The 22,381-nt window shown below is 64.6% G+C and carries 22 protein-coding genes; 15 read left to right on the forward strand and 7 right to left on the reverse strand.

Translation table 11 applies throughout. The annotated features are described in order from the left end of the window. Positions 1-14: 14 nt before the first annotated feature. The 3 genes from BST27_RS05905 to BST27_RS05915 are packed head-to-tail and all read right to left on the reverse strand — an operon-like array spanning position 15 to position 3,014. Positions 15-1,097 carry a hydroxyacid dehydrogenase gene (locus BST27_RS05905; protein ID WP_069420215.1) on the reverse strand — a complete coding sequence of 361 codons (1,083 nt, stop codon included), beginning with the start codon at positions 1,095-1,097 and terminating at the stop codon, positions 15-17. After that, positions 1,094-2,209: a TauD/TfdA family dioxygenase gene (locus tag BST27_RS05910; protein ID WP_069420216.1), complete on the reverse strand. Its 1,116-nt coding sequence runs from the start codon at positions 2,207-2,209 to the stop codon at positions 1,094-1,096. Before BST27_RS05910 ends, BST27_RS05905 begins: the two co-directional genes overlap by 4 nt. Before the next feature lie 16 nt (positions 2,210-2,225). Then, positions 2,226-3,014, reverse strand: coding sequence for an HpcH/HpaI aldolase family protein (locus BST27_RS05915; protein ID WP_069420217.1), 789 nt, complete (start codon positions 3,012-3,014; stop codon positions 2,226-2,228). Positions 3,015-3,103: 89 nt separating this feature from the next. On the opposite strand from BST27_RS05915, the gene BST27_RS05920 reads away from it, so the two are divergent. Beyond that, on the forward strand, positions 3,104-4,249 hold the full coding sequence (locus tag BST27_RS05920) for an acetyl-CoA acetyltransferase (RefSeq protein WP_069420218.1): 1,146 nt from the start codon (positions 3,104-3,106) through the stop codon (positions 4,247-4,249). Next, positions 4,249-4,653 carry a Zn-ribbon domain-containing OB-fold protein gene (locus tag BST27_RS05925; RefSeq protein ID WP_069420219.1) on the forward strand — a complete coding sequence of 135 codons (405 nt, stop codon included), beginning with the start codon at positions 4,249-4,251 and terminating at the stop codon, positions 4,651-4,653. The genes BST27_RS05920 and BST27_RS05925 overlap by 1 nt, the downstream gene beginning before the upstream one ends. On the opposite strand, the gene BST27_RS05930 is transcribed toward BST27_RS05925, so the two are convergent. Next, a complete protein-coding gene (locus BST27_RS05930; RefSeq protein WP_079219851.1) occupies positions 4,650-6,176 on the reverse strand; it encodes a class I adenylate-forming enzyme family protein in 1,527 nt (508 codons plus the stop codon). The genes BST27_RS05925 and BST27_RS05930 overlap by 4 nt on opposite strands. Positions 6,177-6,282: 106 nt before the next feature. On the opposite strand from BST27_RS05930, the gene BST27_RS05935 reads away from it, so the two are divergent. Continuing rightward, a complete protein-coding gene (locus tag BST27_RS05935) occupies positions 6,283-7,149 on the forward strand; it encodes an SDR family NAD(P)-dependent oxidoreductase (protein ID WP_069420221.1) in 867 nt (288 codons plus the stop codon). A 5-nt stretch (positions 7,150-7,154) separates the two neighbouring features. Here BST27_RS05935 and BST27_RS05940 read toward each other — a convergent pair whose 3' ends face one another. Next, on the reverse strand, positions 7,155-7,976 hold the full coding sequence (locus BST27_RS05940; protein ID WP_069420222.1) for an enoyl-CoA hydratase/isomerase family protein: 822 nt from the start codon (positions 7,974-7,976) through the stop codon (positions 7,155-7,157). A gap of 108 nt (positions 7,977-8,084) precedes the next feature. Between BST27_RS05940 and BST27_RS05945 the strand changes: the two genes are divergently transcribed. The 11 genes from BST27_RS05945 to BST27_RS05995 all read left to right on the forward strand — a co-directional run bounded on the left by BST27_RS05945 (position 8,085) and on the right by BST27_RS05995 (position 18,621). Continuing rightward, positions 8,085-9,335 carry a hotdog family protein gene (locus BST27_RS05945; protein ID WP_069420223.1) on the forward strand — a complete coding sequence of 417 codons (1,251 nt, stop codon included), beginning with the start codon at positions 8,085-8,087 and terminating at the stop codon, positions 9,333-9,335. A gap of 4 nt (positions 9,336-9,339) precedes the next feature. Beyond that, positions 9,340-10,146, forward strand: a complete 807-nt coding sequence (locus BST27_RS05950; protein ID WP_069420224.1) for an enoyl-CoA hydratase/isomerase family protein — start codon at positions 9,340-9,342, stop codon at positions 10,144-10,146. A gap of 7 nt (positions 10,147-10,153) precedes the next feature. Then, positions 10,154-11,401, forward strand: coding sequence for an acyl-CoA dehydrogenase family protein (locus BST27_RS05955; RefSeq protein WP_069420225.1), 1,248 nt, complete (start codon positions 10,154-10,156; stop codon positions 11,399-11,401). Further along, positions 11,398-12,213, forward strand: a complete 816-nt coding sequence (locus BST27_RS05960) for an enoyl-CoA hydratase/isomerase family protein (protein WP_069420277.1) — start codon at positions 11,398-11,400, stop codon at positions 12,211-12,213. Before BST27_RS05955 ends, BST27_RS05960 begins: the two co-directional genes overlap by 4 nt. Continuing rightward, entirely contained in the window at positions 12,210-13,010 is an 801-nt protein-coding gene (locus BST27_RS05965; RefSeq protein ID WP_069420226.1) for an enoyl-CoA hydratase/isomerase family protein, read from the forward strand. Before BST27_RS05960 ends, BST27_RS05965 begins: the two co-directional genes overlap by 4 nt. Beyond that, positions 13,007-14,452, forward strand: a complete 1,446-nt coding sequence (locus BST27_RS05970; RefSeq protein ID WP_069420227.1) for a class I adenylate-forming enzyme family protein — start codon at positions 13,007-13,009, stop codon at positions 14,450-14,452. The genes BST27_RS05965 and BST27_RS05970 overlap by 4 nt, the downstream gene beginning before the upstream one ends. A gap of 430 nt (positions 14,453-14,882) precedes the next feature. Beyond that, on the forward strand, positions 14,883-15,566 hold the full coding sequence (locus BST27_RS05975) for a hypothetical protein (RefSeq protein ID WP_069420228.1): 684 nt from the start codon (positions 14,883-14,885) through the stop codon (positions 15,564-15,566). A gap of 91 nt (positions 15,567-15,657) precedes the next feature. Further along, positions 15,658-16,011 carry a hypothetical protein gene (locus BST27_RS05980; protein ID WP_069420229.1) on the forward strand — a complete coding sequence of 118 codons (354 nt, stop codon included), beginning with the start codon at positions 15,658-15,660 and terminating at the stop codon, positions 16,009-16,011. A 1-nt stretch (position 16,012) separates the two neighbouring features. Further along, on the forward strand, positions 16,013-16,612 hold the full coding sequence (locus BST27_RS05985; protein WP_069420230.1) for an SDR family oxidoreductase: 600 nt from the start codon (positions 16,013-16,015) through the stop codon (positions 16,610-16,612). Between the two features lie 11 nt (positions 16,613-16,623). Further along, on the forward strand, positions 16,624-17,367 hold the full coding sequence (locus BST27_RS05990; RefSeq protein WP_232007327.1) for an SDR family NAD(P)-dependent oxidoreductase: 744 nt from the start codon (positions 16,624-16,626) through the stop codon (positions 17,365-17,367). A 75-nt stretch (positions 17,368-17,442) separates the two neighbouring features. After that, a complete protein-coding gene (locus tag BST27_RS05995; RefSeq protein ID WP_069420232.1) occupies positions 17,443-18,621 on the forward strand; it encodes an amidohydrolase family protein in 1,179 nt (392 codons plus the stop codon). Here the strand turns inward: BST27_RS05995 and BST27_RS06000 are convergent. After that, on the reverse strand, positions 18,608-20,056 hold the full coding sequence (locus BST27_RS06000; protein ID WP_069420233.1) for a cytochrome P450: 1,449 nt from the start codon (positions 20,054-20,056) through the stop codon (positions 18,608-18,610). The genes BST27_RS05995 and BST27_RS06000 overlap by 14 nt on opposite strands. 119 nt (positions 20,057-20,175) lie before the next feature. Between BST27_RS06000 and BST27_RS06005 the strand changes: the two genes are divergently transcribed. Next, positions 20,176-20,838: a TetR/AcrR family transcriptional regulator gene (locus BST27_RS06005; protein ID WP_069420234.1), complete on the forward strand. Its 663-nt coding sequence runs from the start codon at positions 20,176-20,178 to the stop codon at positions 20,836-20,838. Here BST27_RS06005 and BST27_RS06010 read toward each other — a convergent pair. Then, entirely contained in the window at positions 20,835-22,373 is a 1,539-nt protein-coding gene (locus tag BST27_RS06010) for a class I adenylate-forming enzyme family protein (RefSeq protein ID WP_069420279.1), read from the reverse strand. The two genes, BST27_RS06005 and BST27_RS06010, sit on opposite strands and share 4 nt — an antisense overlap. Between the last annotated feature and the right edge of the window lie 8 nt (positions 22,374-22,381).

Here is a 22,381-nt window from a genome sequence, read left to right on the forward strand (position 1 = left end):
GTGTGTACCTGTTCTCAATTCGTCTGTGGGGTCGTCTGATTGGCGCGGGCGGTCGGGCGAACGCCAAAAATCTCGTGGAATCGATCACAGTACCGGGGCCAGACATCGGGGTTCAACAGGCGCGGCGGCATTCCGCCGGCAAAGATGGTCTGCCATTGGGTGGCGGTGGCAACCGCGAGATCGTGCGCCGCCTCGACGGTGATGCCCGCGGTATGCGGTGTGGCGACCACGTTGGCCAGTCGCAACAGTGGATTGTCCTGCCGGGGCGGCTCTTCGTGGAACACATCCAGACCCGCGCCCGCGATTCCCCCGTCGATCAAAACCTCCAAGAGTGCTTGCTCATCGTGCACAAGACCGCGAGCGGTGGTGATGAAGTACGCCGTCGGCTTCATCGCCGCGAATTGCTCGCGGCCGAACAACCCTCGCGTTTCGGCGGTCAGCGGGCACGTCACCTGAACAAAGTCCGACCGTGTCAACAATTCAGCGAGGGTCACCAACCTCGCTCCGCGGCTCTCGGCCATCGCCGCATCGACGTACGGATCAAACGCGAGGACTTCCATTCCGAACGGCGCGCACAGCTGCACCAAGCGACTTCCGATGGCACCGAGTCCGACGACCCCGAGCGTCTTGCCAAGCAACTGGGTGCCCCGCAGCGCCATCCGGTCTTCCAGCGGTCCACCACGAAGAGACCGATCGGCAACAGTGATCTTCTTGGCCAGGTCCAGCATGAACCCGAGCGCGTGTTCCGCGACCGCCTCCGCTCCCGGACCGGAGTTGTTGCACACCGCGATTCCTGCTCGGGTGCATGCCTCGACGTTGATCACATCGTAGCCGGCACCCGCGGAGCACACCGCCAGAAGCTGTTCGCATCGCTTGATCAGGCCGGGGCCCGCCAGCCATTGCACGCCGTCGGCGTACGGGGCGACGTCGGTGCGGGTCGCAACCTGGTAACCATGCGCGGATTCCAGCACCGCCCAGCTCTTTTCGGCGGGCTCGTCGAGCTCGAGTCTGACCACGTCAATGTCGGCCCGTTCGAGGATGTCACCGGCCACCGGATCGGTCCACCGTTCGTAGACCAGTCGCGGACGAACGGTCATCGCTTGATGTTTGGTTTCGCCTGAGCCGCTTTGAACATGTCGGCCAGCGCCGCGTCGACGTTCTTGTAGTCGTTGCGCGCTATGGTCCCGTCGCGGCCAGGCACCGGGTCGTAGCCCAGCCGAAGGTCCTTGTTCTCCATGTGGAAATACTCGCGTCCGATGGGCAGTCGGCGGTCCTTGCGGGGCACCTCCATCCAGGCCCGCAGGAAGCAACGCGACTTCTTCGGGTCGGTGCTGCTGACGAAATCGGACCTCGAATGGCACATTGCGAAATTGTTTGCGACGGCCGCCTCGCCGGACTCGAGTCGGAATTCGACCTGCTGTTCGACCAGGATGGTGCGCAGCAATTCGATGGCCTCGGCTTGTTCTTCAGTGAACTCGCGGCCGAGCGTCTTCATGGCCGGCAGGATGCTGCTGTAGGTGAAATTGATGCAGATCCGTCCATCGATTTGCGAGAACACCGGCACATCGTAGGGCGTCACGTCGGGCTGGTCGTCGGGTTGCTCGCTGCGGCGGTGATGCGGAAACCCTTGGTAAAGCACGCCTAACAGATCGGGGCGCTCGGCGAGTATCCGGTTGTGCGCAGCAGGGCCGCTCGCGAATTGGCTCTCGCCACCCTCGGCGGCCGGGTAGACGCACAGCAACGAAAGGATGTCGGCGGCATCGTTGTGCATCGCCAATTCCGCTCGTGACTTGGTGCCCCTGGCGGGCTGCACCCCGCCGGGCAGCACCTCCTCTTGGACCCGCACCATGCGGTGGCCGAAGGAGTTGTTGGACACCAGGTAGCCCAGATGAGTACAAAACGCCCAGTAGATACGCTCCAAGTCTTCGATCGAGTGCTGCTCGACGGGAAAGCCGCGCACGCACGCAAGGCCCCTGCCGAACATGATCTCTCGATAGAGTCGCGCCAGATCCTCGTCGAGGTCAGGATGCCGTGCGTCCTCAGGCGTGATGTCGTCCCGATCCTTGTGTGCGGTCTTGGCCAGGATCGATTCCAGTGCAGCCACATTGCGGGAGGACAGGTCGAAGGCAAAATCCTCCTTGCTGGTGAAGTCGGCGCCGGTCCAGGCCATTGAGTCGGCGACTGGTTCGGTGTAGATGGCGGTCGGCATCCGGTCCTCCTGTGAGTCAATCGTTGCTGCGGCCCTCGAGTTCGCGCAGCGCCCGCGCCCGGGCGGTGGCTGCTTCTGTCATCATCCCGACATCCGTTCCCGCCGAGATGAATCGCAATCCCAGTCCTACAAAGCGTTTCAGCAGGTCAAGAGACTTGATTCCGGCCACACCGAGCGCCACGCCGTGCGTACGACAAGCCGCTGCGACCGATTCTACTGCATGGTGGAAATGATCATTCTCATACTGCCCATGAATGCCCATTTCGGCGGTGAGATCACTGGGTCCGAGCAGGATCATGTCGATTCCGTCGACCCCGGCAATCGAGTCGCAGGCCTCGACGCCCGCGGGCGTTTCGATCATCACCGCAACGACCGTCTGCCGCTCCAGCACTTCGACCAGTTGGTCGGCCGCCCTCGGCGCGTATCCGCTGACTGCGTTGGGACCGGAGATCGATCGGTGCCCATTGGGAGGAAAACGTGCGGCACGGACGACCGCTTCGGCTTCAATACTCGAATTTACATGCGGCACAATGACTCCGACGGCACCGATGTCCAAGACTCGGGCGATGATGCTCGGGTCGTGGGACGGTACCCGAACCAGTCCGGCGATACCCGCGCCCAGCGCGCTCACGCAGAGCAACTGCGCCGTTTCCAGCGAGGTGGATGTGTGTTCGAGATCGACATAGACGGCGTCGTACCCGCATGCCGCCGCGATGGCAGGAACATCGGGTGTGCGCGCGTTCTGCAATGCCAGGCACAGCACCAACGACTCTCCCCGCAGCGCATCCCGCAACGCTTTCGGCATACGCTCACCGTAGCGGATGCGAGAATCCCGCTTCCACTATTCGGTTAACGGTCGTTATCAGTGCTACGGCGATGTGATAACCATTAGCTATGCCATCCGACCGCGTCGCCATCGTGGGTGCGGGCCTGTCCGACTGCGGCCGGGTTCCCGATAAGACCGCGCTGGCGCTGATGGCCCAGGCTTCGCGACGGGCTGTCGCCGACGCCGGGCTGACGAAAGATGACATCGATGGTTTCGGTGGCCACGGATCACTGCTGCCTCCGGTTGAGGTCAGCGAGTACCTGGGCCTTCGACCGTCCTGGGTCGACGCGACCAATGTCGGCGGATCCTCGTGGGAAGTGATGGCCGGCCATGCTGCGGCGGCGATCGCGACCGGCCAGATCGAGGTCGCGCTGTTGACGTACGGCTCGACGGCGCGTTCCGACGTCAAGCGTCAGGTCCGCGCCTCGGCCGCAGTGATGGGCACCGGTGGCGCCCTGCAGTATGAAGTACCCTACGGCGCAACGTTGATCGCCAAGTACGCGATGGCGGCTAGGCGCCACATGATCGAGTTCGGCACGACGGTCGATCAATTGGCCGAGGTCGCCGTCGCGGCACACGAGTGGGCGGCGTTGAACGAGAATGCTTTTGAGCGAGACCGCATCACCGTGGCCGACGTCGCGGCCGCGCCGATGCTGGCGGACCCCTTCACCGCCAAGCATGTGTGCCTGCGCACCGATGGCGGCGGAGCGGTGGTGCTGGCCAGCGAGCGGGTCGCCAAAGACTGCGCCCACGAGCCAATCTGGATTCTCGGCGCAGCCGACGCCACCTCGCACGTCAGCATGAGCGAGTGGCCCGACTTCACCACGACGCCGGCAGCATTGTCGGGGCCACGAGCCTTCGCGCAGGCAGGTGTCACGCCGGCCGACATCGACGTGTGTCAGCTTTACGACTCGTTCACCTCCACGGTCCTGTTGACCGTGGAGGATCTGGGTTTCTGCGCCAAGGGCGAGGGCGGACCGTTCATCGAGTCGGGTGCACTGCGTCCGGGCGGGGCATTGCCCACCAACACCGACGGCGGGGGTCTGGCGTCGTGTCACCCCGGCATGCGCGGAATGTTCCTCATGGTGGAGGCGGTCCGGCAATTGCGTGGCGAATGCGGCTCACGACAAGTAGCCGACGCGACACTGGCCTGTGTGCACGCGATGGGCGGATTCTTCACCCACAGCGCCACGATGATTCTGGGGAGGCGGTAGTGAGCGCTCCCAATCGGCCCACGATCGACTCCGACAGCCAAGCGTGGTGGGCCGCGGTCCAGGACCGCAAATTGCTGGTAAATGTGTGCCGCACCTGCGGACAGGCCTCGCTGTACGTCCGCCCATTCTGTCCGCACTGTTGGAGCGAAGCGGTCACCCTGACGGAGGCTTCTGGACGCGCTCGGCTCTACACCTGGAGCGTCGTGCACCGCAACGCCGCGCCTTTCGACGTGCGCACGCCCTACGTGCTGGCGATGGTGGACCTTGCGGAGGGGCCGCGCCTGATGACGGTGCTGGAGGATTGCCCCGTCGAAAACCTCTGTGCCGAGCTAAGTTTGGAGGTCGCGTTCCGCACCGACGAGGACGGGTTCGTTGTGCCGGTATTCCGCCCGGCCAAAGACTAACGTCCCGGCACGGCCAGACGTTCGGCGAGCAACCGCGGCCGACCCACGGACGCCGCTTCGAGTTTGCCCCGTTCGATCTTGCCGTTCGCGTTGACGGGCAACGGCTCGGACCAGATCACCAGCTCTTCGGGCAGTTTGTATTTCGGCATGCCGTCGGACAACAGGGCGGCGGTGACATCCGCAAGCGAAACCTGGGTGTGCGGCTCGAGCACAACGGCCATTGCCAACCGTTCGCCGGTGGTGGCGTCGGCTACCGAGTAAGCGGCGCACTCGCGTATCCCCCCAATCCTCGACACCGCCTCCTCCACCTCCGCGGCGGCGATCTTCATTCCGTTCCGGATCACGATGTCCTTGATCCGGCCGACAACTCGGACTCGGCCGTCGATCAGTTCCGCGACATCGCCGGTACGAAACCATTCCCCGTCGAACCCCAGCGCGTCGTGCTCATCGTCGGTGTAACCAAGGAAGGTGTGCGGACCCCGAATACAGCACTCGGTCGGTTCGTCCGCTGAGCCGACCCGCACTTCGACGTCCGCCAGGGCTACCCCGTCATCGGCATGGCGCACGTGTCGGGGTTCGCTCCGCAGGCCCGACGTGCTGACCGGTACCTCCGAGGAGCCGTAGGCGCGCATGACGACGATGCCGAAGTCGTCCTCGATGCGTTCGACGATGCGCCGGTCAAGCATGGTGCCGCCCAGATAGACCGCGCGTAGCGACACCTCGGCTGTGCGGCTGGCCGACTCGCCCAGCATCCGGTCGAGCAGCCGGTCCGGGCCCCCGTACCAGGTCGCGCCGGACGAGACGAGAAATTCACTCGTCGTCACCGGATCCCAGCGGTCCTCGAGAATCACGGGTATCGCCAGCATCGGCCCGATGAACAGGGCCTGCACTACGCCGGTGACCGATGCCAGCGGGCTGATCAGGAAGATCCGGTCATCCGCGGCAAGGCCGGACGCGGAAATGTAATTGGCAGAGGCCTTGACCAAGGTACTGAGCGAGTGGATTACGCCTTTGGGCCGCGAGGTCGTTCCCGACGTATACAGCACGATGCACGGTTCGTCAGCGGGCCGCTGCGGGCCGGGCCTGATAGAACTGCTCACCGGCTTGCCGTCACCCACATCAAGCCAGATAAATCGCCCGGGCAGGTCGGATTCGGTGACACCAGCCCAGTTCGGTGCCGCCCCGAATTCGGCGCCCGTGCGCGCGATAACGTCCGCGACCTGCACCGCCCCGGCGCTGCGGGGCATCAGCAGAGCCAGCGCGTCGATGCGCAGTGCCGCATACACTGCCACCACCGATTCCAGGTCATTACCGACCACCAGAACCACCAGCGCGGCTGGCGTCACGCCCGCTTCAACCATCGCCTGGCAGGCGCGATCGACGCGTTCGTCAAGTTCGGCGTAGGTTAGTTGGCCGTCGCGCTGCAGAACCGCGAGTCGGCTCGGGTATTGCGCCGCGGCTGAACGCACTAGATCAACGGGCTGCCCCGACCAAACCCCCGCGGCGCGGTACCGGGGCCGCAGTGCTGCGGCTCGCCTGAAGGCATGTTGCAGCAATCCGGTCGGGCCATCCATGCCTTCCTCCGATGCAAATGATTGTTCTCGATCTAGTAAATGTAACCTCTCACCCATGCCGTCAATGACTTTCGACAATCAGGTAGCCATTGTGACGGGTGCCGGCGGTGGACTCGGTCGCTGTCACGCCCTGGAGCTGGCCCGCCGCGGTGCGCGCGTCGTCGTCAACGATCTGGGCAGCGCCGTCGACGGCAAGGGCGCCTCGATATCTGCAGCCCAGTCCGTGGTCGACGAGATCACCGCGGCGGGCGGAACCGCGATCGCCAACGGCGACTCGGTGGCAACCGAGGCAGGTGGCGCAGCGATCGTTGCAGCCGCGCTGGACGCATTCGGCCGAGTGGACGTGTTGGTGAACAACGCGGGAATCCTGCGCGACGCTTCGTTCAAGAACATGACGGCGGACCAGGTGGACGCCGTGATCGCGGTGCATCTCACCGGCGCCTTCAATGTGACCAGGGCGGTCTGGCCGGTAATGCGCGAGCAGAACTACGGCAGGATCGTCCAAACGACCTCGGGTACCGGGCTTTTCGGGAACTTCGGCCAAGCCAACTACGGCGCCGCGAAAATGGGACTGGTCGGCATGATGCACGTCCTGGCCATCGAGGGAGCCCGCAACGGCATCGCCATCAACGCCATCGCGCCCATCGCCCGCACCCGAATGACAGAGCAGATCATGGGTGAGGCGGGCAAAGACATGGACCCCGAACTGGTCACCCCCGTGGTGGTGTACCTGTCGCACTCCAGTTGCGACCGCACCGCACACATCTATTCGGTGGGCGCCGGAAAGGTGTCGCGGGTGTTCATCGGCGTGACCAAGGGGATCGAGGACACCGCGCTCACCGCGGAGAAGGTGGCTCAGTCGATCGACGAGATCGACGACACCGCCACGTACACCATCAGGGGCGGACCGACCCCCGGCTAGGTCGTTCAGCGCCCCTGAAACCGGGGCTGGCGCCGCTCGGCGAACGATGCCAACCCCTCCTGCAGGTCCGCGGTGCCCGACACCACCTCCTGGGCCCACGCCTCCTGCTCGAAGGCTCGATCGCGCCCCGACTCGGACGAGACCGCCAGCAGGCGCTTGGTCAACCCGAGCATCACCGTGGGGCCTTCCGCCAGCCGAACGGCGAGCTCCTGCGCGACCGCATCGGTATTGTCCAGTGGCACCACGCGATTGACCAGGCCGAGCCTCACACACTCCGCGGCGTCGACCGGTTCACCGAGCATCAGAAGCTCGGTTGCCTTGCGCAGACCGACAATTCTGGTCAGCAGGTGGATGGCACCCGAGTCCGGGAGGATGCCGCGATGCACAAAGGCCGCCACAAGCCTTGCCTCCGTGGACATGACAACCAGATCACACGCCAGGACCAGGCTCGCACCCGCTCCGGCGGCGACGCCCTTGACGGCCGCAACCACCGGTTTGTCGCAGTCCAGCACCGACGCAATGAGCCGCTGCCAGCCCTGCTGCAACATCCGCGCCACGTCACCTGGGCGACGCTGCGGTGGCGGTCCCGCTGTCCCTTGCTCTCCCGCCGACGGCAGTCCCGCGCCGGAACAGAAGTGCCGGGAACCGGTCGCGGTGAGCAGTACGGCGCGAACGGCCGGGTCGTCATTCGCCTGCAACAACGCATCGGTGAGGGCATCACGGGCCAACGGCGACAACGAATTTCCTACCCCGGAGCGATCTATCGTGATGCGGGCGACCGCGTCGTCGCCGGTCGTCACCACGATCCCGGACGCTTCTTCAACCATCGGTCAGCCCCTGCGTTAACGACGTTTCCGTTTTTCGGGTATCTTAATTTCCATCTCGTCCGGCCCTCTATCCGACCAAGACACGGGCCACAATGGGGAGGCAATCCGATGGCGGAGACCGGCCGAATCACCGACGAAGGCCTGGCCAGACTGCGCGCCACCATCGGTATTGCCGTTCCGCACCCACAACCTCCGCACTATCTGCGCCCCAACGAGGACGCGTTTCGGCACGTCGCCGAGAGCTATGGCGATGCCAACCCGCTCTGGACCGATCCGGAGTACGCGGCCAAATCCGTGTGGGGTGAGTCTGTCGCGCCGCCCGCCCTCATCGGGGGCGACACGCTGATCGGTGAGGACGAAGTCACCACCCTCTCCGACGAGGACCGTGCGCTCACCAAGGGCGACCCACTGCGCGGTGTACATGCCTTCTACGCGTCGTCGTCGCGCGAATGGTGGGCTCCATTGCGCGCCAACCACCGCGTGTTTCGGCGCAATGCCCTGGTGGCCGCCCTCGACAAGTCCAGCGAATTCGCCGGCCGCGCCGTCCACGAGTGGTCCGCGCAGGTGTTCCGTGACGATGAGGGCACGATCCTGGGCGGCCAGTACCGCAACATGATCCGGACCGAACGCAGCAAGGCGCGCGGCCGCAAGAAGTACGAATCGGTCGAGCTCAAGACGTGGACCGCCGAGGAGATCGCTGAGCTCGACGAACGATACGCACGCGAGACGGCGCGCGGGAGCGACCCGCGCTGGTGGGAAGACGTCAACGAGGGAGACCAGGTTGGCCCGCTGACCAAAGGGCCGCTGACCGTGACCGACATGGTCTGTTGGCACGTCGGCATGGGTACCGGAATCTACGGGGTCCGGCCCCTCGGCCTCGCGTGGCGCAACCGGCAACGCATTCCGCGCTTCTATACGCCCAATGAACAGGGTGTGCCCGATGTTCAACAACGTGTGCACTGGGACCCCGCCGCCGCCCGGAATGCGGGCAACCCCACCACCTTTGACTACGGCCGCATGCGCGAGACCTGGCTGATCCACCTGTGCACGAACTGGATGGGTGATGACGCTTGGTTATGGAAGCTCGATTGCGAGTTCCGCCTGTTCAATTACGTCGGTGACCTGCACACCATCACCGGTTCGGTGGTACGCAAGTACCTTGCCGACGGTGAACGCCCGGCCGTCGATCTCGAACTTGCCGCGACCAATCACCGCGGCGAGATCACCACACCTGGGCACGCGACAATCCTGCTTCCCAGCCGGGAACGCGGACCGGTGCGCTTGCCCGACCCGCCTGGCGGTGCGACGAATCTGACGGATCTGCTGACCGCCGTGTCGGCGCAATTCGGTGAGCGCTGATCGGATGAATTACGAGAGCGTCCCCGGACTTCGCGCCGCACAACAGGGCTCGGTGCTGCGGTTGACCCTGGATCGCGCCGATCGCCGCAATGCGGTCAACGATGTGATGCTCGACGCCGTGATCGGGCATCTCGCCGCGGCCGGCGTAGACGAGTCGGTGCGGGTTATCCGCATCGATGCCGAGGGGCCGGACTTCTGCGCCGGCTCGGACCTGATCGCCAACAACGCGAAGTCGGAACGCAAGCCACGCGTGGGTAGCACGCAGCGCCGCCTACCCAACAAGGCCAATCGGCTCATCCCGCTGATGCTGGAGACGCAGGTGCCGATCGTGGCCGTGGTGCGAGGTTGGGCGGCCGGCCTCGGCTTCCACATTGCGCTGGCCGCCGACTTCGCCGTGGCCGCCGACGACGCCCGCTTCTGGGAGCCGTTCATGGCCCGTGGCTTTTCGCCCGACAGCGGTGCGGCATGGTTGCTGCCCCGGTTGATCGGCATGGTGCGTACCAGGCAACTACTCATGCTGGGGCGAGAAATCACCGGGGCGACCGCGGCGGAATGGGGCATCATCCACGGTGCCGTCCCTACAGACCAATTGGAAGATGCCGCAACCGAGCTCGTATCTACACTCGCCGAGGCACCCACGGTTGCGCTCGGGCTCACCAAGTGGCTGCTGCAGAGCGGAAACGGACTGGACCTTGACCGCCATCTGCAGAACGAGGCGATGGCGCTCGAAATATCCAGCCGCAGCGAGGATTTCCGCGAGGGCCTGGCGGCATTCCGAGACAAGCGCAAACCCGAATTCCAGGGTCGGTGAGACGATCATGACCCGGCTACCGATCACCGAGTCCACCGGCGTGACCGAAGCGGTCGAGGCGGTCGAACAGTGGATCGCAGCGGAGGTACCCGAATCTTGGCGGACTGCGGCCGCCGCGGGGCCAAAAGCGTTGCGCGCCGTCCGCAGCCCGGCCGACTACGAGCAGTGGTATCCGACGTTCGCTCGATCGGGCCTGGTCGTGCCGACCTGGCTACCCGAATACGGGGGGCTGGGCGTCGGAGCCGAAGTGGCACGTGCGATCGAGGCGGCGCTAGGCCCGTTGCGGCTCTACCGGCTCAATCCGCTGGGCCTGTACAACACCGCTGCGGCGCTGTTCAGTCATGGCTCCGAGGAACAACGGCGCCGTTTCCTGCCCCCCATCGTGCGCAACGAGGAGAAGTGGTGCCAGCTGTTCAGTGAGCCCGGCGCCGGTTCCGATCTCGCCTCGCTTGCTACGCGCGCGGTGCGCGACGGTGACGGGTGGGTGATCACCGGACAAAAGGTCTGGACCACTTGGGCAAACGAAGCCGACTTCGCGATCCTGCTGGCCCGCACCGATCCCGAACAGCCAAAACACAAGGGCATCACCTATTTTCTGCTCGACATGCACCAGCCCGGAGTCCAGGTACGGCCACTCCGTCAGATCACCGGTGAGGCTGAATTCAACGAGGTCTTCATCGACGGAGCCCGCGTTCCGGACGCACATCGCGTCGGCGAACTCAACGACGGGTGGCGGGTCAGCGCCGCGACCTTGTCCAGCGAACGGCAGATGGTGTCGGGGTCGGGCTCGGGTGCGGGCTCGGGTCGCATGGGCGGATCCAGCGCAGCGCGGCTGATCAGTCTCGCCCAGGAGACCGGGCGGTGGGACGACCCCGTCGTCAGGGGCAAAGTCATGCGTCTGTGGGCTCAAGAGCAGGTCCGCGCCTGGACCAACGCCCGTGTCCGCGCGGCGCTTTCGGCCGGGCAATCCCCTGGAGCCGCCTCGTCGATCGGCAAGGTGCACCAAGCCACTCTCAATCAGCAGATCCAAGATCTCATGGTGGATCTGCTGGGGACGGACGCTATCGCGTGGCCCGCCGACGATCCGGACGCAATGCCGCGCGAGGTGCACGGCATGCTGCGCAGCCTGGCCAACGGAACGGAAGGCGGCACCACCGACATCAACAAGAACATCCTGGGCGAACGGGTACTCGGGTTGCCTCGAGAACCCGACCCATGGAAGGGCAAGCCCTGGAAGGACATCCCGCGGTCGTGAGCCCCTACCAACGCCTGGACGTCGCGAAGTCGGACGGCGTCGGATGGCTCATCCTGAACCGGCCCGACGCCGGCAACGCGTTCGACGCCCTGATGCTCGACGAACTCGAAGCCGCGTGGCGCGAACTCGATGCCGACCCCGAGGTGCGGGTTATCGTCAACACCGCCAACGGCAAAGCATTCTGCACGGGCATGGACGTCGTGCAGGTAGCACGCGACAAGGACGCGATGCGCCGACATTCCCGCCGGACCAGGGACGCCACGCTGATGATCTCGTCCTGGCACTGCCAGGTGTGGAAACCGGTGATCGCCGCGGTAAATGGGGTGTGCGCGGGCGGCGGGCTGCACCTGGTGGCGGACGCCGACATCGTCATCGCCGCGGAGTCAGCGTCGTTCGTCGACCCCCATGTATCGGTAGGCCAGGCCGTGGCCTACGAGGCGATCACCCTGCTGCGGAAATCACCGATGGAGGCCATCACCCGAATGGCGCTCATCGGCAAGGGCGAACGCGTCTCGGCCCAGCACGCATACGAATTGGGAATACTCTCTGAGGTGGTGCCGGACGACCAACTTCGCCCAGCGGCGGCGCGGCTGGCCGCGGCTGTCGCCTCCAACTCACCGACGGCCATGCGCGCCACCAAGAAAGCGCTGTGGCGCTCCCTGGAGGTCGGTCTTACGCAGGCACGCAACGAAGCCGCCGAGGAGATCTGGCAGCTGCGCAACCACCCCGACCATGCCGAAGGGGTCCGCGCGTGGCGGGAAAAGCGGGTTCCACAGTGGCAACCGCTGTCCGATGCAGTGGAGGTTCCGTGACATATCAATGGCTCATCGTCGAGAGGCACGGGCCCGTCGGCTGGATCATCAACAATCGGCCCGAACGGCTCAACGCCTACGACGCAGTGATGCGTGAGGAATTCCCCAGAGCGTGGGCGGAGTTGGACGCCGACCCACAGGTGCGCGTGATCGTGCATACCGGAAACGGTCGGGCCTTCCAGGTGGGCGCCGACGTCGAAGATCTCGACGGCGAGGCCGTCCTGCAGTTCCAGAAAACGATGCAAACGCTCGACCTCAAACTCACCGCCTGGCATTGCAACGTCGGAAAGCCGGTGATCACTGCGGTCAATGGGGTGTGTGCGGGTGGTGGCCTGCATTGGGTGGCCGACGCCGACATCGTCATTGCGGCCGCCGACGCGACTTTCGTCGACCCCCATGTGTCGATCGGTCAAGTCTCCGCGCTGGAGACCATCGCTCTCATGCGCAAGGTGCCGGCAGAGGCGGTGCTTCGGATGGCACTCATCGGCAGCCACGAACGACTGACCGCGCAGCGCGCCTACCAACTCGGCATGATCAGCGAGGTCATCGACCCGCCGGAGAAGTTGCGCGACGCCGCACAAGTGCTCGCGGAGAAGATCGCCCGGAACTCACCGGCGGCGATGCGAGCCACCAAGCGGGCGTTGTGGGGTGCGCTCGAGTACGGCTTGACCGACGCTTGCCGCGCAGGCGCCAAGCATCTGACCTCCATGTGGGGCCATCCAGACCAGAACGAGGGACCGTTGGCATTCGCCGAGAAGAGGACGCCTAACTGGGCTCCGCTGGAGAGTGAACCGTGAGCCTCGCGGAGGTATTGGACGGCCCGCCCGACATCGCCGTCCACACGCTCGGCGGCGATGTGACACGAAACGAGTTGGCAGCCAGCGCCGATCAACTGAGCAAGGTGCTCACCGAGATTGGCTTGACCACCGGCGAGGTCGTTGCCGCCATGCTGCCCAACGACTCCGTCACCATCGCCGCGCTGTTCGGAACCTGGCGCGCCGGCGGGGTGTACACGCCGCTCAATCCTCGCGCGCCCGACGCCGAGCTCGTCACGCAACTCGAGACGTTGCGGCCTGTAGCGGTGATCACCACTCCGGCTCTGGCACAGCGCTTCTCTTCATCCGGGTTGCCGGTTGTCGTGGGCTCGGAGCTCGAATGGTCCGTCACATCCACTTCCGCACCACCGGCGGGACGGCGTACTTACGACTCCGATGTCGCCCTGCTGCAGTTCACTTCGGGCACCACCGGTCCACCGAAGCCAGTGCCATTGCGTCATGCCACCGTGTTGGATCTGATCGACCGACTGCTGGACAAGCTGCGCGGCGCGAAGTCCGCCACAGCCGAGAAGCGCACCCCGATGCCCAACCTGGTGCCGCTGTCCTTGTCGTTGTGGGCCGGTATTTACCAAGTGTTGTTCGCATTTCGGGCCGGCGCGGGCGTCGTGTTGATGGAGCGGTTTTCGCCCGCAGACTTCGCGGCGTTGGTCAAGCGGCATCAGTTGCGCTCCACCGTGTTACCGCCAGCGGCCTTGACCATGGTGCTGCACGACGACTCGGTAACGGACTTGTCGCCGTTGCGGATCGTCCGCTCGATCACCGCTCCCCTGTCTCCGGTTCAGGCCGCCCGCTTCCGCGACAAGTTCGGCGTGCTGGTGCTGAACTCCTACGGGCAGACCGAACTCGGTGGCGAAGTGGTCGGGTGGTCGGCCGCCGACGCGCGCGAATGGGGTGAAACGAAGCTGGGTTCGGTGGGGCGACCACTTCCGGGCATTGATGTGACGATCCAGGACGACGAGGTGATGGTCCGCACGCCCACCACCGCGGCACGCAAGATCGATCCGGCATTCCTGGACCGACTCACCGACGACGGCTGGTTCCACACTGGCGATCTCGGCTGGTTCGATGACGACGGCTTCCTGTGGCTTGACGGTCGGGTGTCGGACATGATCAATCGGGGCGGGCTCAAGGTGTTTCCTGGCGCGGTGGAGGACGTGCTGGTGGCCGCAGCCGGGGTACGCGAGGCGGCAGTCGTCGGAATTCCTGATGAGCGACTGGGCGAGGTGCCCTGGGCGTTTGTGGTGCGCAGCGACCCGTCACTCACCGAGTCGGCGCTGGTGTCCTGGTGTCGCGAGCGGCTGACGCCATACCGCGTTCCGGCACGTATTGTGTTCGTCGATCAGTTGCCGCGCAACGATGTTGGCAAGGTGGTCAAGCGGGAACTGGCCGCGCTGGCTCAGTAGTCACGCTGGCCCCACTCGCCGAGTGTGTGGCCTGTGGCCCTCAAAATTCGAGTCGCGGTACATAGGCCACACGTTCGGCGCCACTTCCGTCCAGGCGTCGACGCCACCGGCCACCACCGCAGTGTGAGAACCAAGGCTCTCGCAATTCGAAAGTGGTGTTACTCTGCGATGCAAATACAAATTTCCAGCAGACGAAGGGGGCGACCATGTGGCAGGAGATCGTCCGCCTGGCGGTGACATGGGTTGTCATGTGCGGACTGGTCGCGTTCTTCTACTGGATGTTGGCCAACATCGGGACGTTCTGATGGACGACCAAGACCGCCGACGCCGCCGCGGACTCATCGCGTTCCAGATCTTCATCTACGGCCTGCTGATTGCGATGTTTGCGATCCAGGTGCAGATGTACCTCACCAGGGACTGGTGATCGCTCATGACACTGGACCAGTCAGTCACCCTCGACGACCACGAGGACCAGACAAGACAGGCGCAGCGGCGCGCAGACCGATGGCTCATCGCGGGCACGGCGCTCATGGGCACTCTGGTGCTCGGCCCGATCGGCCTCCCTGTCTTCTGTCGCGGCCTTTACTTACTCAGAAAGGCGCAACGCGAAGGCCTCTCCGTCCGGCCGACAATGGTCACCCTCATCGGATACGTCGTGATCTTGGACGCCGCACTGAACAGCATCGGCTGGGCGCTGGATCTGTTCGCCAACCACGCCTTGATCACTCGCACGGTATTCACCGCGTGGGGCAACCTCATCGACGCCGGCTATTTCTGGCACTACAACGAACTTTGGATCGGCGGCGCCAGCGCCCCCGGTGAGAAGGCCTGGGTCATGGTCTGTGTCCTCATCGCCTTCCCGATGCGGATCGCCGCCGCCATCGCCTTCCTGCAGATGAAGCGCTGGGGACATCAGTGGCTGATCGTGACCTGCTGGTTCGGCATCGTGCTCTGGACCGGCTACATCTTCAACATGACGCTGTATGCCGACGTGCGCTACACGGCCGTGGGCCTGCCCGTATTCGGCTGGTGGGCATTCAACATCTTCTACATCACCCCATTCCTGGCGATTCCCTACCTACACACCGTGAACCGGGAAATCTTCTCCGACTAGCGAGGAAGGAAGGACCGTGTCTCAAACCACCTCGGAGGCAACGGATCCGGTTGCATCGCTGCCGATCGGAACCACTTCAACCTGGGCGAGGATGCACAAATGGCTCCGGAGAGGACTGTACGTCTGCCTCTTTGGATTGGTCATCGAGGGATCGATGACCGTGCCGGTGATGGCGATCTGGTACGGGTGGCCGACGCTATCCCTCACCGAGATCTGCAGTGAGTTGATGAAAGTGCGCTACTCCGACGACTCGCTCGAATGCCACCAGCCGTATCCGATCGGCGGCCCGCCGTTCGGAGGTGCTCCCGAAGCCGCCGGCCAACGAACTGCTCGCGACGACTGGGGAATTCAGCCCAAACCGAGGTATGACCGTATTGGTTTCAGGGAATTGATCAGAATTCACGACGAACGCGTGGCCAGGCAGCCAAGCGCCCCACATCCGTGACGTGACTGCTCGGACGGTCGTCATAGGGCCGACCAAAGAATTGTCCGCCGCGCTCGCCGACGGACTCGATGCATCCGTTGTCGAGGACAACATGCAGACATTGCCGGAGGCCGATGGCGTGGTCATCGTCGTCGACCCCGATCCCGAAGCCGGGCCTCTCAGTGCCCTTCACCCCGAGGAATGGGACCGCATCGTGAACGCCACGTTGTGGGACACGCTCGCCGCGTTGCAACGCGCTCGCCGTTCCGTTCGTCAGTCCCGTGGACGCATCGTTCTCGTGGTGCCGACCATCGGCCTAGCCGGCGCCGCCCAACTCGTCGGCTATACCACCGCGCTCGAGGGTGTCCGCGCCATGGCGAAATCGGCAGCTCGACAATGGAGTTCCGAAGGCATCGCGGTAAATGTCGTCGCAACGGCCCTGCGACTGTTCGCCCCCGACGAGGCTGCCGCGGCGGCACACCTGTCGGCTCCCGCGGTGCAGGATTCCGCCTCGCTTCTCCAATCTGTTGTGGAGTCGGTCAAATTCCTGCTGCTGCGACGTCTCGATCACGTCGTCGGCGAGACCATCGTGGTCGATGGCGGCTCGGTGATGCTGCCGTGACCCTCACCGGCATGACGGTGCTCGTGACCGGATCCGGCGCAGGGGTCGGCCGCGGTATCGCGCTGGCGTTGGCCTCGCAAGGTGCACACGTCATCGTCGCCACCCGGTCGGAGACCGGCCTGGCGGTCAGAGCCGAGATAGTATCGCGCGGAGGAGCCGCTACCTTCGCGCGCTGCGACGTTACCAACGGCGAAGCGGTCGCCGCCGCAGTAGAACTCGCGGTCACGACAACCGGGCGGCTCGATGCCGTGGTGCACAACGCCACCAGCAATCTCTCAAGCCAGCCGCATCAGCTGGCGGATGTCGACCGTGAGCTCTGGAACAGCCATTTCTCGGTGTCCGTGCGCGGCGCCTATCATTGCGCCGCTGCTGCGTTTGCAGCGCTCAAAGAACGAGGCGGAACGTTCTTGGTCATGACCTCGCCTGCCGGCATCGAGGGCAGCGCGACGCTACCCCTATACGCCACGATGAAGGGTGCGCTGCGCGGCTTCGCCAAGAGCCTCGCCCGCGAATGGGCTCCCTACCACATCACCGTGAATGCCGTCTCCCCCTTGGCCTATTCACCTGCGATGACTGCCGCGATAGCGGCCGATCCAGACATGGAAGGGAGGTTGGCGCGTCGAATTCCGCTGGGACACATCGGAGACCCTGAGCGCGACATCGGATCTGCGGTCTCATTCCTGGTGAGCCCGGCGGCGAGATACGTCACCGGTCAGACCCTCGGCGTGGACGGCGGTCACTACACGAATCTCTAACAGACAACCGAAAATACTCATTCTCGTATTCGGATATAGTGGTCTCCAATTAGCTGAGCCTGCAAGGAGGCGGCCATGGCGGATGGACAAGCGTTCGAGGTCTGGGATGCCGACAACCACATGTACGAGACCATCGACGCCTACACCCGGTACCTGCCGGAAAAGTACTCCGAAGCACTGAAGTTCGTTGACATCAACGGCCGCAAGAAATTGCAGATCCTTGGCACCGTCACCGAGTGCATCCCTAACCCAACCTACGAAGTGATTCCCACGCCGGGTGCGTGGGCCGACTACTACCGCGGAATCAACCCGGAGGGCAAGACCCTGCGTGAACTCGCCGACCCGATCCGCTGCCCTGACGAATTCCGGCGCCCGGACTTACGCCTGGCGTTGATGGACCGCCAAGGCGTCGACGGCGCCGTGATGTTCCCGACAACGGCGGGAATGCTCGAAGAACGAACGAAATCCGACACCGAGCTCACCCATGCGATCACCCACGCCTTCAACCGATGGCTACTCGACGATTGGACATTCAACTATCAGAACCGAATCTTTCCCGTTCCCGCTGTCTCGCTGAACGATCCCGCCAAGGGCGTCGAAGAGCTCGAATGGTGCCTCGCCAACGGCGCGAAAACGGTGCTGATTCGGCCCGCGCCGGTGCCCCGCGAAGACGGCACCTCCCGATCTCCGGCACTGCCGGAATTTGACGACTTCTGGCGGCTGGTCGAGTCGTCGGGCATCTCCGTGCAGATGCACAACTCGGATGCGGGGTACGACCGCTATTTGAACGACTGGGAAGACGGAGACGAGTTCCAGGGCTTCCAGCTGACGAAGTTCCGCGGATTCGTATATGAAGAGAGCCGCCACATTTTCGACACGCTCGCCGCGTTCATCGCCCACGGCGTGTTCGAGCGCTTTCCTGGTCTGCGCATTGGTGTGGTCGAGAACGGCGGGTCGTGGGCCCAACGGCTGATGGAGGCGTTCGACCGGGTGTACCGGAAAAAGCCACGCGATTTCGACGAGCACCCAGGTGATGTCTTCCGCAGGCATGTCTGGATTAATCCGTTCCACGAGGAAGACATGCCGCATCTCATCGAGGTACTCGGCGTCAATCGGGTGATGTTCGGCTCGGACTACCCGCATCCGGAGGGTCTCGCTGAGCCGGCGCAATTCGTCACCGAACTCAAGGACCTGCCGGCCGAAACTACCGCGCGAGTCATGGGTGGCAACCTCAAGGAACTCATCGGCGTCTAGCCAACTTCCGCAGATCGATGGGTAGTTCGTCAGCCGGGGTCGGGCCGGTTCCCCAGGTCAACACCAGCTGATGGCCGTACGGCACCCACCACTCGAAACGCCTCAGCAATTGGTGCATCGTGGCCTTCACCGTCATATCGGCGAACTGCTGGCCGATGCACTTGTGGGCCCCGCCACCGAAGGGCGCGAAGACGAAACGACTCACCGCCGCCTGGCGTTCAGGCTTGTCGACGAAGCGCGCAGGATTGAACGTGTCAGGGTCGGGCCACCAGTCGGAAAGCCTCATGGAGGCGTAGACGTTGATGGCCACCTGAGTCTTGCGCGGCACGAAGTGCCCGAGAATCTCGGTGTCGCAGGTGGTTTGACGGAAGAGCGTGCCAGCTGGGGCATACATCCGGAGTATTTCTTTGAACGCGGCATCGAGCAGTGGGTACGCATCGAGATCCAACAACGTCGGCGCGTCGTTTGGCCGGCCCATCGCCTCGTCACGAAGAGCGTTCTGCCAATGCCGATTCCGACCCAGCTCGTATACCAGCATCGATAACGCGATCGCCGTGGTGTCGTGGGCGGCCATCAACAGGAAGATCATGTGGTTCACGATGTCGGCAGGAGTGAACCGCGCCCCGTCCTCGTCTTCGCTGCGGCACAGCATCGAGAACAGATCGGTGCCGTTGCCGCGCTGGCGGGCCGGAACTTGGCTAGCGAAATAGCGTTCGAGTCGCTCTCGGGCGCGGAGCCCTCGTGCCCAGGTGCCTCCGGGCACATCCGCCCGCACGACGGCCTGCCCGCCGCGGACCGTGTCGTGGAAGTCTGCGGAAAGCCGGTCCGACTCCGGTCCCAGATGAGTACCGACGAATACCTCCGCCGCCTGTTCCAGCAGCAGATGCTTGATGGATGGATAGAAGGGGAAGCACGTCGTTGAAGGCCACTGGCTCAACGTCCGATCGATGCTGGGCCGCATCAGAGCGAGGTATCCCTCCAGCGCGCTGCGGGTGAAGGCCTGCTGCATGATTCGGCGGTGGTCGCGATGCTCGTCGAATTCCAGCAACATGATTCCGCGGTGGAAGAACGGCCCGATGACGGGCGCCCAACCACGTGTACTGGAGAAGATCTTGCCCCGGTTGATCCATGCCGTCTCGAGCGCATCGGGTCCCATCAGCGCGACGACGCGGAACCCGACTCCCCCGGCCCACCACACCGGCCCATATCGCTCGTATCTGCGTCGGGAAAACTCCAGCGGGTCGGCGAGCGTACTCAAAACGTGGCCGAGGAAGGGAAACCCATAGTCACCCATGACCGGCTTGAGGTTTGAGCCCGCGGGCGGGGTCGCCAACGGCCGTTCGCTGCTGGGAAATCGAGATGTGACGGCCGCGCCCAGCGCTTGCACGCGGTGTCTGTTCACTGGTGATGCGAGCTGGGCGGTCAGGGCTGTCACAACGAGCCTCCTATGCTGGTGCCCATCTGGTACAGAACTGTGCCAGACTGACCGAGTGGAGTCAACGGATCTCGGGGAGTGGTCGCAACGGCGCCGTCGACAATTGCGACGATCTGGCGATGCCTGAGACCACGCAGCGCGCCTACGGCGGGCAATCCGCGGACGCTCGTCGCCGGCAGCGGCGGAGTCGCCTCCTGGATGCTGCGATGGACTCGATGGCACGCAACGAGTGGCGCAGCGCGACTGTCGAAAAACTCTGCGCCGCTGCCGGTCTGAACAAGCGATACTTCTACGAAAGTTTCACCGACCTCGACACGCTCTCCGCCGCGGTCATCGATGACATCGCCGAGGATGTGCGTGCCGCGACCGTCGAGGCCTCGGACGCGACGGCCGATGGGCCGTTGGAGGCGCAAGCTCTAGCGGTCGTCGCGGCGGCGGTACGAGCGCTTGTCGACGACCCGCGCCGCGCGCGGGTGCTGCTAGGGGGCGTGGCCGCCTCGCCCGAGTTGCACAACCACCGCACCAGGGTGATGCACCGCCTCACCAAAGTGGCGATCGACCATGGCAAAGTCGTGCACGGCGTCGAGCTGGAAACCGATCCGTTGGCGCAGGTTGCGCCGGCATTCATTGTCGGAGGCACCGCTGACGCGATCCTGTCCTACGTAAACGGGAACGTCAAACTATCCTTCGACGACTTCATCGCCCAGTTGGCAACCCTCTGGCTGATCACCGGAAACGGGGCGGCGCAGCTCGCTCGCGCCCGACTGACTCAGCGCGGCTAGCCGAATTGCGCACGCAGCTCGTTTTTCAGGACCTTGCCCGTGAGGTTGCGCGGTAGCGCCTCGACCAATTCGAGGCGCTCCGGAGATTTGTGTCGACTCAATCCCTGCCGCCGACAGTGTTCGGCCAACGCGTCCAGGGTGACCTCTCCCCCGGGTTGGGCGACCACTACAGCGCAAACCCGTTCCCCGGTGCGCGGGTCCGGCACGCCGATGACCGCAACGTCGGCGACCGCGGGATGCGTCGCCAGCACATTCTCGATCTCGAGTGCCGAGATGTTCTCCGCATTGCGGATGATGGCGTCCTTGATACGCCCGGTAATGACGACGTTGCCCTGCTCGTCGATCCGCCCCCGGTCGCCGCTGCGGAACCAACCTTCGGCGTCAAATGCGGCCGCGTCCAACGAGCCGTCAACGTATCCCAGGAAGCACTGGGGTCCCTTGAGACGAAGTTCGCCCTCCTCGCCGACGTTGACTTCGCGCTCGCTCTCGTCGACGACCCGCACCGATACTCCGGCAACAGGGCGTCCCACGGTCCGGTCGAGCAAATCGGGCGCAGCCTCTGGTGTCTGCGAGGTAGCGACCGGGAACTCCGTCAAACCCCAAGAGTTGGCAACGCCGTTGACCGAAAATACTTCCCGCACTTGCCGTCCCAACTCCGCAGTGATCGGCGCGCCTCCCCCGACGCAGCCCCGCAAGTCGGGGTACAGCGGTTCGGATCCGTGGGCGCGCTGCGCGGCCATGAATGCCACAAAGAAGGGGGTCGCGGTGCCCAGCAGTGTCGGGCGGTGCGCCGCCAGTCGATACGGGGTCGTCGCTGGGTCGAACGAGTCGAACAAGACCAATCGCATGCCGGTGCGCAGGCTCGCAGCGAGCATGGCGGCGCCTCCGATGTGCGAAACGGGAAACGCGATCGGGTTGACGTCGCTGCTGGACGCACCCACGATGCCGATCACTCCGGCCGAACCGGCGATCACCGAACGGTCGCAATGGCGAGCGCCTTTCGGCGCGGCCGTGGTACCCGAGGAGTAGTAGATCCAGCGGGGGTCTTCACCGCTACTCGGTGCCGCCGGCAACAGCGCGGGGTCGCCGACCGGCAGGCGCAGGCCGTCGGTGACCGTGGCTTCGTGATCGATCACCACGACGGACAGCGGCCGTTCCTTCGCCACCGCCTCTGCCAGCGCGATGTGATCAAAGCCGCGCCACCGACCCGGGACCACAAGCACTTCCGTCGCGAGCTGTTCTGTCGCGAAGCGAACTTCACTTTCGCGCCAGATCGGAAGGATCGGGTTCTGCACTGCGCCCAGTCGGGCCAGTGCAACCATCACCACCATCGTCTCCAGCGTGGTCGGCAGCTGCCACGACACCACGGTGCCCTCGCCGACCCCGGACTCCGATAGCGCAGCCGCGGTGCGCTCACCCTCATCCCGCAGTTGTGCACAGGTCAGGCTGCGGCCGAAGTCGTCGGCCAGAACCACCCGCTCCGGATGCGCTTCGGCCACCGCGTCGACCAGACCCCAGAACGTCTCACTGGCCATCGTCGCGC

Source organism: Mycobacterium intermedium (assembly GCF_002086275.1).
GTDB lineage: Bacteria > Actinomycetota > Actinomycetes > Mycobacteriales > Mycobacteriaceae > Mycobacterium > Mycobacterium intermedium.